General features: G+C 64.0%; 10 protein-coding genes. 6 read left to right on the plus strand and 4 right to left on the minus strand.

Annotated features, from left to right (window positions below; translation table 11 throughout):
• Nucleotides 1–31 precede the first annotated feature (31 nt).
• The 3 genes from G5V57_RS12295 to G5V57_RS12305 all read right to left on the minus strand — a co-directional run bounded on the left by G5V57_RS12295 (nt 32) and on the right by G5V57_RS12305 (nt 3,269).
• Complete coding sequence (locus G5V57_RS12295; protein ID WP_165167788.1) at nt 32–1,510, minus strand: ABC transporter substrate-binding protein; 1,479 nt, start codon at nt 1,508–1,510, stop codon at nt 32–34.
• A gap of 283 nt (nt 1,511–1,793) precedes the next feature.
• The gene (locus G5V57_RS12300) at nt 1,794–2,210 is read right to left on the minus strand and encodes a ParB/Srx family N-terminal domain-containing protein (protein ID WP_165167789.1); all 417 of its coding nucleotides are present in this window, start codon (nt 2,208–2,210) and stop codon (nt 1,794–1,796) included.
• A gap of 102 nt (nt 2,211–2,312) precedes the next feature.
• A complete protein-coding gene (locus tag G5V57_RS12305; protein WP_165167790.1) occupies nt 2,313–3,269 on the minus strand; it encodes an AraC family transcriptional regulator in 957 nt (318 codons plus the stop codon).
• 71 nt (nt 3,270–3,340) lie between these two features.
• Here G5V57_RS12305 and G5V57_RS12310 point away from each other — a divergent pair, with 71 nt between their 5' ends.
• From G5V57_RS12310 to G5V57_RS12325, 4 genes are all read left to right on the plus strand, one after another.
• Nucleotides 3,341–4,567, plus strand: coding sequence for an MFS transporter (locus G5V57_RS12310; RefSeq protein ID WP_165167791.1), 1,227 nt, complete (start codon nt 3,341–3,343; stop codon nt 4,565–4,567).
• A gap of 201 nt (nt 4,568–4,768) precedes the next feature.
• Nucleotides 4,769–5,125 (plus strand): hypothetical protein, encoded by a 357-nt coding sequence (locus G5V57_RS12315; protein ID WP_165167792.1) that lies wholly within the window; start codon nt 4,769–4,771, stop codon nt 5,123–5,125.
• A gap of 447 nt (nt 5,126–5,572) precedes the next feature.
• Nucleotides 5,573–6,565, plus strand: a complete 993-nt coding sequence (araD1, locus tag G5V57_RS12320) for an AraD1 family protein (RefSeq protein ID WP_165167793.1) — start codon at nt 5,573–5,575, stop codon at nt 6,563–6,565.
• A gap of 481 nt (nt 6,566–7,046) precedes the next feature.
• Nucleotides 7,047–8,573 (plus strand): PLP-dependent aminotransferase family protein, encoded by a 1,527-nt coding sequence (locus G5V57_RS12325; protein ID WP_165167794.1) that lies wholly within the window; start codon nt 7,047–7,049, stop codon nt 8,571–8,573.
• Nucleotides 8,574–8,888: 315 nt separating this feature from the next.
• Here G5V57_RS12325 and G5V57_RS12330 read toward each other — a convergent pair whose 3' ends face one another.
• Entirely contained in the window at nt 8,889–9,560 is a 672-nt protein-coding gene (locus G5V57_RS12330; protein WP_165167795.1) for an adenylate/guanylate cyclase domain-containing protein, read from the minus strand.
• Between the two features lie 178 nt (nt 9,561–9,738).
• Here G5V57_RS12330 and G5V57_RS12335 point away from each other — a divergent pair, with 178 nt between their 5' ends.
• The gene (locus G5V57_RS12335; protein ID WP_165167796.1) at nt 9,739–10,458 is read left to right on the plus strand and encodes a response regulator; all 720 of its coding nucleotides are present in this window, start codon (nt 9,739–9,741) and stop codon (nt 10,456–10,458) included.
• Nucleotides 10,455–11,915, plus strand: a complete 1,461-nt coding sequence (locus G5V57_RS12340; protein ID WP_165167797.1) for an ATP-binding protein — start codon at nt 10,455–10,457, stop codon at nt 11,913–11,915. Before G5V57_RS12335 ends, G5V57_RS12340 begins: the two co-directional genes overlap by 4 nt.
• Nucleotide 11,916: the final 1 nt, after the last annotated feature.

The following is an 11,916-nucleotide window of genomic DNA, read 5'->3' on the forward strand; positions in this document are numbered from 1 at the left end:
TCTCGCCGCGCCGGGCCGGAATCACGCTCCTCTACTTCGCGCCGATTGTCGCTTTGTAGAATTGCAGCTGCTGGTCCCTGCCGATCTCGTCATTGAGCTCGTTCCAGCCGTCGGCGACCGCTTTCACCGTCGCCTCCTTGTCGATCTCGCCGGCGAGGAAGCGCGACACCGCCTCGTCGAGGATCACCTGCTGGTATTTCTGGTTCTGCGGGATGCGCAGGTCGAGGATCATGTTCGGGCTGCTCATGCTCTGATTGATGGCGCCGAGATAGATCTTCGCCTCTTCCTCGCTCATGCCGGCATTCTTCCACAGGTCGCTATAGGAGAGCTGCGACGTGCGGTAGGGGTTGAAGCCGGTGCCGCCGATGGTCACGTCGGAATTCGACTGCTCCGGCTGCGTCATATAGGAGAAATAGGCATAGGCCGCGTCCTTGACCTTGTCCTGCGCCTTGGCGTTGATGCCGCCGCCCCAGCCGCCGAAGGCCGCGAAGGGCGCGTGATTGACGCCGTCGATGGCATGCGGGCAGGTCTCGGCCGAGCAGGCCTCGAGCTTGCCCGTATCCCAGTTCAGCACTTCCTTGGAGCCCGGCATGATGGCCGCACCCCATTTGCCCATCACCTTCGACTGCTTGGCGTCGATGGCGATGGTGCCGACGTCACCCCAGTCGAGATTGAGGGCGCAGCGCCCCGAGGCGAAGAGCGGGCGGGTGTCCGAGACGTCGAGATTGAGCTCGTCCGGCGGCCCGTACTGGGTCGACTCCTTCAGGAAGTCGAGCGCCTTGCGGAAGGCTTCGTTGTCGACCAAAGGCGACATGTCCTTGGTGTTGAAGAAGGTGCCCTGGCTCGTGCCCTTGGACTGCGTCAGCGAGCCGACCACGTCCATGACGAACCAGTAGCTCTGCGCATTGCGCTTCTTGCCGATGCACGAGCCGAAATCGGGCGTGCCGTCGCCATTCATGTCCTTGCCGTGGACCGCCTTGGCGACCGCCAGATATTCGTCCCAGGTGGTGGGCACTTTCTGCCCCGCCGCTTCCAGCACGTCCTTGCGGTAGTACATCATGTGGAAGTCGCCATCGAGGGTGATCATATAGACTTTGCCGTTATACTTCTCCGAGAAGTCGCGGAAGAAGGCGCCGACATCGTCCTGCTTGATGTCCTTGTCTGCATCGACGCGGGGGGTGAGATCCTCCAGATAACCGCCGGCGATATAGTCGACCATCCATTGCGGCGCGAAGACCGCGGCGTCGATGGAGTTGGTGCCGCTCGCCCAGTCGGTCAGCACCTTCTGGTAGAGGTCGGAGAAGGGCACCGCGACGATGTTGATCTTGGCGCCGGTGAGCTTCTCGAAATCGGGCGCCCGGCGCTGCAGCGGCTCCTGGATGGCGCCGGTCTGGGTGAAGACATTGACCGTCACCCCTTCGAAGGGCTTGTCCTGCGCCTGGGCACCAAGCGGTGCCAAGGCGGCTGCGCAAAAGGCCGAAATTCCGGCCAGCAATAGTGCAAGCTTCATGGAGTCCTCCCGTTGAGCGAAGTTCTAAGCGTGACTTCTTGTGCTCCGGGCGACAAGCACCCCCGCCGAGAAACCCCGCGAACGAGCCCGGCCCGGAAGTTTGTCATACAATATGGGAATCGGGAGGGGAGTCCAGGGGGTTGTAGGGATTGGGGGAGAACCGGAGTATCGTTAGGCTGCAGATCGATACTCAGGTTTGTGTGCTTAGGAGTAGCGAAAGTCTTCAGGCCCTTTGACACAATGAGAAGCTCTGTGCCTTGTCGTTTCTCCTGTGTCGAATAGCTCAGCGAGTATTGGGATTGGCGGCGCTGAATGTCTCGGTGACCGAGAAGCCGGTGGCGCCGATATCGAAATGAAGATCCTCGGCCAGAAGCCTCTCTAATTCATCGCCTAACACCTCGCGATCCCACCCCGCATTCAGCGCTAGCTTGTTGTCAGCGATGGCATAGGCTCGCTTCTCGGCCTCGCTCATAGTGTCGATGCGCAGGCACGGTGCTTCCTCAAGGCCCATGGCGCGAGCTGCTTCGACGCGGCCGTGGCCGGCGAGGATCTGCCGCTCTTCATCGATGACGATCGGGTTGATGAAGCCGAAGCGGCGGATGCTCTCGGCGATCTGACGAATCTGCGCCTTGGAATGCGTGCGCGCGGCACCAGGCCAGGGCTTGAGATCGGCAAGGCCGACAAAGCGAATGGGAGGCATGCCACTTCTCCTTATGTCCGGTCGCCTGTCCGGAGGCGACATTGAAGCGGCAAACTCTCTATGGCTCTTAAGGCCAAAGCTTCAAGAACTATCTCGCCACGTTCACGGCTTCTCGGCGCGGAACTGGCTCGGCGCCTGGCCCATGATGCGCTTGAAGGCGCGGCTGAAGGCCGCTTCCGAGTCATAGCCGAGATTGCGCGCCACCACCGAGATGCGCAGGCGGTCGCGGATCAGCCACTGCCGCGCCTGGTGCATGCGCACTTCCGCCACATAACGCGCCGGCGTTTCGCCGACGATCGACGCGAAGCGCTCGGCGAAGCCCGAGCGCGAGGCGCCCATGATGCGCGCCAAAGCCTCGACGCTCCAGTCCTGCGCCGGGTCGCGATGGATGGCCGCCAGCACCTTGCCGATATCGGGATGGCGTGCCGCCGCGATCCAGCCCTTGGCGTCGCCGCAGCCGCGCTCCACCCAGGCGCGGATGATGGTCGCCGACACCACATCGGCGAGCCGCGCCAGGATGCCGCCCGAGCCCGGCCGGTCGAGCGTCACCTCGCGCGCCATGGCGTCGAGAAGATGCGGCAGCGCCGGTTCATAGGCATCGAGATTGGAGGCGCGCATCAGTTCCGGCATCATGCGCAGGAGCGGATGGGCGCCGTCGATATTGAAATGCAGGCTGCCGCGGAAGAGCAGCGTGCTCTCACCCTCGCCGCCGCCCTGCATGTCATAGACATTGTTGCAGACCTTCGCGACATTGAAGCACTGCGTCTGCAGCGCCTGTTTGTCGGGGGCGCTCGCCAGCCGGTGCGCGGCACCGCGCGGCAAGAGGATCGCATCGCCGGGCTCAAGCTCCACCCACTCGCCTGACGGCGTGAACAGCCAGCAGCCGCGCCCGCCGATGAAATGGAAGCGCGCCGCCGCCTGCGCCGGCATCGCTACGCACCACGGTTCGCGCAGCACGCAGCGGCCATATTCGACTCCGTCGAGGCGCAGGCCGCGCAGCATTTCGCTCAAGGGATCGCAGACGATCGGGCAGGGTGATTTGGACGAATGATCATGCATCCTGGGGTTTCTATCATGGAAACTCCAGAGAATCATCTCCATTTCCAGCCCTCATCTTTCGGGAGATCGATATGAGCGATACCGCAGCTACAGCCACGGCCAGTCTCGGCGCCGGCCAGGCCGAGACACAAACCGATGAGGCCTCCCCCGCCTGGGCCGCCGTCGTCTCATTATCCCTGGGCGTCTTCGGCCTCGTCACGGCGGAGTTCCTGCCCGTCAGCCTGCTGACGCCGCTTGCCGCCGATCTCGGCATCAGCGTCGGCGCCGCCGGCCAGGCGGTGACCGCCACCGCCATTGTCGGCGCCATCGTCGCCCCGACCATGGCCATTCTGACGCGCGGCATCGACCGGCGTTATGTGATGTGGACCTTCAGCATCGCCCTCCTGCTGTCGAACCTCATCGCCGCCTTCGCCACGAATTTCACCATGCTGCTCACCTCCCGCATCATTCTGGGCGTGGCGCTGGGCGGCTTCTGGTCCATGTCGGCCGCCATGGCCATGCGCCTCGTGCCGATGCGGCTGGTGCCGCGCGCCATGTCGGTGATCCTGACCGGCGTCTCCTTCGCCACGATGAGCGCCGCCCCCGTCGGCGCCTATATCGGCGACATCTGGGGCTGGCGCACCGCCTTCATGAGTGCCGCGGGCGTCGGCCTGCTGGCGCTCATCGCGCAGGTCGCGACTTTGCCGAGCCTGCCACCCATGGGCTCGCCGAATCTGCGCACGCTGGCAGCGCTCCTCAAGCGGCCGAGCCTCAGACTGGCGCTGCTCACCGTGCTGCTCGCCGTCTCGGGCCACTTCGCCGGCTTCACCTATATACGCCCGCTGCTGGAAGAGGTGCCGATGCTGTCGGTCGCCGCCATCTCGCTGGTGCTTCTGGGCTTCGGCATCGGCGGCTTCTTCGGTAATTTCGCCGGCGCCTACCTGCTCGAGAAAAGCCTGCGCGTGGAGATCGCCCTCGGCGCCTTCGCCATCGGCGCCATGGCGCTGCTGCTCATTCTGTTCGGCGCCTCGCCATGGCTCGCCGCCGTCGCCGTCACCATCTGGGGCTTCGCCTTCAGCATGCTGCCGGTGGGCCTCTCGACCTGGATCGTGCGTGCCGCTCCCGATGAGGCGGAAGGGGCGGGCGGCCTTCTGGTCGCGACGTTCCAGATCGCCATCGCCTCGGGTGCGCTTCTGGGCGGCGTCTTCGTCGACGGCTTCGGCGCGCTGGGGGCCACGAGCTATGCGGCCATGGCGACGCTCATCGGTGCGGCGCTGGTCTTCACGATGGGCCGCAACGGCGCGGTGCCGAGGGGGTAACAACTTCCCACACTTCCATCCGTCTCCCCCGGGCTGTTGGCCGGGGGAGCCACCCTCCGGGGACATGAGTGGCAGGTGTTCGCAGACATGGGAGACACTCGTCTGCTACGCTTGACGAAGGGCGAACGCCAAATTTGAAATATTCTGGCAAGCTTTGCCTAATGGCTTTGCGGTTGACTGCGCCAAACTGCGGAGCGCCGCTTGGGCATCGTCGTAAGATACAGTCGCATCAGAGAACGCCGGCCTGAACGGGCGCCGCCTTTGCGCTCGCCCAAGCCACCAGGCACCGATGGTCGACGGCAGGGCAAGAGCTATGCCTTTGCTGTCCTGCTTCTATCTGCCGCCTTCCTGGGCTTCGCCTATTTCTATCGCACGCATTCGCCCGGCGAGGTGGACGCCATCAAAGCAAGCTTCACCATGTGCCGAGATAAGGACACCAGGAACTGTGTGATTGACGGCGACACGTTCAGATACAAGGGAAACGAAGTGAGGATCGCAAATCTTGATGCGCCCGAGATCTTCTCTTTGGCCGCGACCGCCAGATGGCGCGATCTGTAGTAAAGCGCTCTCTATTCGTCATGGCCGGGCCCCGACCCGGCCATCCAGCCTCGACATCACGCAACTGCCGGGTGGATAGGCTGGATGGCCGCCTCCATGGCCGGGTTAAATCCGGCCATCCGGGCGGCCATGACGAGTTTGGCAACGGCAAAGTTGAAACAGCTTGGCAAGCTCTGCATACCCTGCCCGCGGGGCTCGAGCTTCCCTGCCGGGGCGGCCGGACTGCGGCGCGCAAGTCGTCGCAATCAAAACGAGATTTGACCAGGGATAGGGATTGGAAGCGCCGCTTTTTGAGATTTTCGCTGTATCTTCCCTGTATCCGATCCAGGCCGCACCTATTCCTTCACCGCCTCCGTCATCGAGGACGACCGGCAGGACGGCGCCGCTTGCCATCCGGACAAATTGTATGACAATAATCGCGAGGGGCCGAAACGAGGTCTTGCGACAATGCTGTTGTCACAAATCAAGCATAAGGGCGCGGTGGCCGTGGTCGCGCGCGAAGAGGGCGCTACCGGGCGCATCGTCAAGGATGCGAGCGGCGTCTATGAGCTGGCGCTGGAAGCGGCCGATCAGGGCAGGCGGCTCGCCGATGTGATCGCCGCCCATGGACTCGGCGACACGGTCGATCTCGCGCGCGCCTATGCGGCGGGCGAGATTTTGTCGCCGATAAGCCATCCCAATCCGGCCAATCTGCATGTCACCGGCACCGGCCTGACGCATCTGGGGTCGGCGGCGACGCGCGATGCCATGCACAAGAACCTTGCCGAGAAGGACAAGGAGACGCTCACCGACTCGATGAAGATGTTCCGCATGGGCCTCGAAGGCGGCAAGCCGGCTGCGGGCAAGACCGGCGTGCAGCCGGAATGGTTCTACAAGGGCAATGGCGTCACCGCCGCCGGACCGGGTGAGCCGCTCCGATCGCCCGCCTTCGCGCTCGATGGCGGCGAGGAACCGGAAGTCGCCGGCATCTATGTCATCGCCAATAATGGAACGCCCTTCCGCGTCGGCTTCGCGCTGTCGAACGAATTCTCCGACCATGTGACCGAGCGGATCAACTATCTCTTTCTCGCCCATTCGAAGCTGCGCCCGGCGAGCTTCGGTCCGGAGATCCGCCTCGGTGAGCCGCCCGCCGATATTCGCGGGGCGTCGCGCATCAGGCGCGGTGGTGCCGTGATCTGGGAGAAGCCGTTTCTCTCCGGCGAAGCCAACATGTCGCACACATTCGCCAATCTCGAACATCACCACTTCAAATATCGCCTGTTCCGCCAGCCGGGCGATGTCCATATTCACATGTTCGGCACCGCGACATTGTCCTTCGCCGACGGCATCAAGCCGGAATCAGGCGACGTCTTCGAGATCGAATGCGACGACTTCGGCCTGCCTCTGCGCAATCCGCTCGCCATCGCGGAGGAAGAGCCGGTCACTATCCGCATGTTGTGAAGTGCGTGGTCGAATGTAACGGCGTCGATCTCAGATTTCCCCTCTCCCGCTTGCGCAGGGATGTCCGGGGAAATTCACTGCAGTACGCAAGGCCTTACCTGTTTTCCCCTTCTCCCGCTTGCGGGAGAAGGGGAATCGGCATTTTCTACAACCCCGTCCTTGGACTCACATCGCCGCCATCTATGAAGCTACCTCAGATTTTCCCCCCTCTCCCGCCAGCAGGGTGAGAGGCGATGGCGAAGCCGGCAAGAAGGTCCGGCGGACCTTTTTGAGCATCGAGCGCTGGAGCGCAAACGGAGGTCGGGCCGGATGCCCGATCGCGCCGGTGAAGGTGTGGTTCATGCGGCGCACATAGCGGGACAATCGGGTCAATTGCCATATTGTCCTGCGACATTCCAACATTGATTTATAACGTGTTCTAGACATTGTGTGGCGCGCCGACTAGCCTGCGCTCCCTTTCATTTCCTTGACGGCGCTGTTTGTGTGGGTTCCCAATTACAGAAATCGGCCAGGTCGCATCTATGTCGCCATCGCCGATGCGATGGCTGACGATGTCGCGGCGGGCAGATTGCGTCCGGGCGAGAGGTTGCCGACCCATCGCGAGCTTGCCTGGCATCTGGAGCTCTCCGTCTCGACCGTCAGCAAGGCCTATGCGCTGGCGGCGCGCCGTCACCTGATCGAAGGCGAGGTCGGACGCGGCACCTTCATCACCTCGCGCGCCTCCGATATTTCGCGCCTCGAGCCTAATCGCGCCCAGAGCGATCTCATCGACCTCACCTTCAACTGCCCGGTGCAGTTGCCGGCGCAGGAGCAGGCCATGGCCCAGGCGATGCGCGACATCGCCGGCGGCCCGCGCCTGCCGCTGCTGCTCCCCTATCATCGCGACTGGATCGGCATGCCGGAACATCGCGCCGCCGCCGCGCGCTGGCTCGCCACCCGCGGCGTCACCGCTGTTGCGGATGACGTCGTCATCGTGAATGGCGGCCAGCAAGGCGTCTCGGTCATTCTCTCGGCGTTGATCGAGCCGGGCGAAACGGTGGCCGCCGAGGAATTGACCGATCCCGGCATCAAGTTCCTCGCCGCCAACCGGCATCTCACCTTGCGCGGACTTCCCATCGACGGCCAGGGGCTCATTCCCGACGCTTTCGAGGCCGCCTGTCGCAGCGGGCCGTTGCGCGCGCTGATCTGCTGTCCCAATCATCAGAGCCCGACGTTGTCGGTGATGCCGGTCGAGCGCCGCCGGGCCATCGCCGAGATCGCGATGAGGCACGATGTCTTCGTTATCGAGGACGATGTTTATGGCGGCTTCATCGAACATGCGCCGCCCTCGATCGCGAGCTTCGCGCCGGAGCACAGCTACTATGTGACGAGCCTGTCGAAGATCGTCTGCCCGGGCCTGCGCATCGGCTTTATCGCCACACCGCCGGGCCGCGCCACGGACCTGGTTCCGGGTCTTGGCGCCACGACCTGGATGGCGTCATCGCTCGCGGCCGAGATCGCCTGTCAATGGATCGAGGACGGCACCGCCGAGAGGCTCGCGCATCTGCAGCGCGAAGAGCTGCGCAAGCGCCAGCTCCTCGCCGCCGAAGCGCTCGCCGGCCAGACCTTCCGCTCACTGCCGACCGGCCTTCATCTCTGGCTCGATCTGCCCGAGACCTGGCGGGCCGAGAGCTTCGTCGCGCAGATCAGGACGCATGGTGCGGCGGTAACGCCGGCGGAAGCCTTCGCGGTGGGACACGGGCCTTCCCGCCACGCCATACGTGTGAGTCTCGGCGGCGCCACCCCTCGCGCGCCGAGCTGCAGAAGGGCCTCGACATCCTCGCCGATCTCCTCCGCGGCCGCCCCGCCGCGTCCTACGTCGTGCTTTAGTTTACAGTTCAGTCATCCCGGCGAAAGCCGCTATCGGATTCACACATCTGATGACCGGCCTGCCGCTTTACCCTCGCCCTGCAAGCGAAGCGCAGCGGGGAGAGGGAAGGGGCCCGACGCGCAGCGGCGGGAAGGGTGAGGGGCACGGCCACCGACGCAGTGAGGGCATGCTGTCGCGAGAGCGTTCAGTTGTCTGAAGTCGAACTCAATCTCGCAAGGGCCCCTCACCCTCCCATTGCTACGCAATGGGCCCCTCCCTCTCCCCGCTAAAGCGGGGCGAGGGTAAGGGCGCATCCCTCACGAGATGTGTGCATATGATAGCGGCGAAAGCCGGGACCCATTGAATAAGCGCCAGCGGGCGGCGCTGCCCGCGCCTCGACACTTTATTGGATCCCGGCTTTCGCCGGGATGACGATATGGTTAGCGAGTTTGCCCGAATTTCGCGAAGCACGCCTCAGAATAGTTCAAGTTTGGCCGCCGCGTAGCGCACTTGCAACGGCTGCGCCCGCCCGCTGAGGCTGACCGACAAGGTCCGGGCGAAGCGGTCGAGCAGCCTTTCGCCCGGCGATGCCGCCTGGATCAGCCGATAGAGCCGGTCCGAGATGACGATGTCGGCGCCGATGAGCCGCGTCTGCCTTTCGAGCCGGCTGGCGATATTCACCGTGTCGCCGAACACGCTGGCGCCGCCGCCATAGCCGCCGAGCGGGCGGCCGAGCACGACCGGTCCGGCATGGATGCCGATGCCCACCTTCACAGGCTCGAGACCGTTGCGCCGCCGCCATTCGTTCCACTGCGCGATATCGGCCTGCAAGGTGAAGCCGCAGCGCAGCGCCTTGAGCGCCTGCTGGCCGAGCGGCGCTTCATGTTTCCACACCGCCAGGACTTCATCGCCGAAATGATCGACGAAATCGGCATCCTGGGCGGCGGTGGCGCGTCCGGCATGGCGATAGAACTCCGACAGCAACAGGAATACCTCTTCCGGATCGAGGCGCTCGCAATGCTCAGTGTAACCCACGATATCGGCGAACAGCGCCACCGCCGCGGTAGCGCGCGGCAGCCTGAGGCCAGGCACGAAGCCGCCATTGGCATTTGCAGGCGTGGATTCGGCGGTGAATTGCGGATGCATGATGATGGCCCAATCTGTTGTGTCGAGGCCTATATGGGCCCCATGCGTCGCGGAAGTTGGGCGCAAAAGGGACCGATCTATCAAGATTTGTCACAGCCGCGGTATCCGCCACAGTTTGATACACTTTTCACGCGAAGGTGACCTTTACTTGCCGCAAGGAGGGCTTAGATCCCCGGTCATGAATTCGACGCCTCATATCGCGGTCGTCGACGATCACCGCGACATCCGTGACCTGGTGGGAAAATACCTCACCCGGCACGGTTATCGCGTCACCACTGCCGACAGCGCCCAGGCCTTGCGCCGTCTTCTCGAGCGCAGCGCCTTCGATCTCGTGGTGCTCGACATCATGATGCCGGGTGAGGACGGGCTCTCGCTCTGCCGTCATCTGCGCGACACCACCAACATTCCCGTCATCCTGCTCACCGCGATGACGGAGGAGACCGACCGCATCATCGGCCTGGAGCTGGGCGCCGACGACTATATCAGCAAGCCCTTCAATCCGCGCGAGCTGCTGGCCCGGATCAAGGCGGTGCTGCGCCGCGTCAACAGCCTGCCGCCGCAGCGCGGCCGCGCCGGCGGACAAAACTTCAGATTCGACCGCTGGCGGCTCGATGCCGGCCGCCGCGAGCTCATCGGCGAGGATGGCGTCGCCGTCGCGCTTTCGACCGCCGAATATCGCCTGCTTTGCGCCTTTCTCGACCATGCCGGCCTCGTGCTGACGCGCGATCAGCTCCTCGATCTCACCGTCGGGCGCACCGCCGAACTGTTCGACCGCAGCATCGATAATCAGGTCTCGCGCCTGCGCAAGAAGATCGAGATCGACCCCAAGGCCCCGACGCTCATCAAGACCCATTGGGGCGGCGGCTATTGCTTCTCCGCCATGGTGGAGGCGGCATGAAGCGCTTCTGGGAATCGAGCATCGCCACGCAGTTCATCTGCCTGGCGATTCTCGCGCTCATCCTGTCGCAGGCGATCGGCCTCCTGTTCTCGCGCGACGAGCGCGATCAGGCGATCCGCGCCGCCTATCGCGAAGAGCTGATGAGCCGCGCCGAGACCGTCGCGCGCCTCATCGAGACGACGCCGCCGTCGCTCGCGAACGACATCACGCGCGCCAACAACACGCTCAATACACGCTATTGGGTCTCGGCGGCGGAACCGGCGGATCCGGTGGCTTGGCGCAAGGAAGCCTGGGACCGCCTCATCGAGCCCTTCTCCTCGACCGAGTCCGCAGTGGCCATCGCCAAAGGCATCGAGACGGCTTTTCACTGGGACATCAAGGAAAGCGCCGCGGCGAACTCGGCATGGAGCGCGCCGGCCAAGGATGAGTGGAGCTTTCCGCGGCAGGCAAAGATCATGTGTCTCGACAGGACCAGTCCCGAGCGGATCGACAAGGCCAATGCCATTGGCCTGTCGGTCAAGCTCGCCCAAGGCAACTGGCTCAACATCGCCTATGCGAAGCCGTGGAAGGAGCGCTTCTGGACATCGCACGCCGTTTCGACCTTTCTCACTACGGCGATTGTGCTCTCGATCATCCTCGTCATCGCCATCCGCGGCATAACGCGTCCGATGCGGCGCATGGCCGCCGCCGCCGAAGCGCTTGGCCGGGGCGAGATGGTGACGCCGCTGCCCGAAACCGGTCCCCGCGACATCCACCATACAGCGCAGGCCTTCAACCGGATGCAGGAGCGCCTGCAGCGCTTCATCGCCGACCGCACGCGCATGCTCGCCGCCATCGGCCATGATCTGCGCACGCCGATCACCTCGCTCAGATTGCGCGCTGAATTCGTGAACGACGGTGAGATTCGCGAGAAGATGCTGGGTACGATCAACGAGATGCAGAAGATGACCGAGGCGACCCTCACTTTCGCGCGCGAGGATTCGGCCGCCGAAGAAACGCGCGCCGTCGATCTTTCGGCTCTCGTCCAGAGTCTGTCGGACGACCTCACCGACATGGGGCATGACGTCACCTTCGATAACGGGCTGAAGGTCAGCTATCGCTGCCGCCCCGATGCGCTGCGCCGGGCGCTGCGCAATCTGATCGAGAACGCCACTCGTTACGGCAAGCGGGCCCGGATCGGTATGAAGCCGCATGTCGACGGCATCGACATCATCATCGAGGATGACGGGCCCGGCATTCCCGCCAATATGACCGAGCAGGTCTTCATGCCGTTCTTCCGCATCGAGGACTCGCGCAATGAGGAGACGGGTGGCGTGGGCCTGGGCCTCTCCATCGCGCGCAACATCATCCGCAATCACGGCGGCGACATCCGCCTCGTCAATCATGCAAGTGGGCTTCAGGCAATCGTCACTTTGCCGATGATCGACATGCGTGGCCGCCTGCGCGACGCGGCGTGAA

The sequence above is a fragment of the Nordella sp. HKS 07 genome, from assembly GCF_011046735.1.
Lineage (GTDB): Bacteria > Pseudomonadota > Alphaproteobacteria > Rhizobiales > Aestuariivirgaceae > Taklimakanibacter.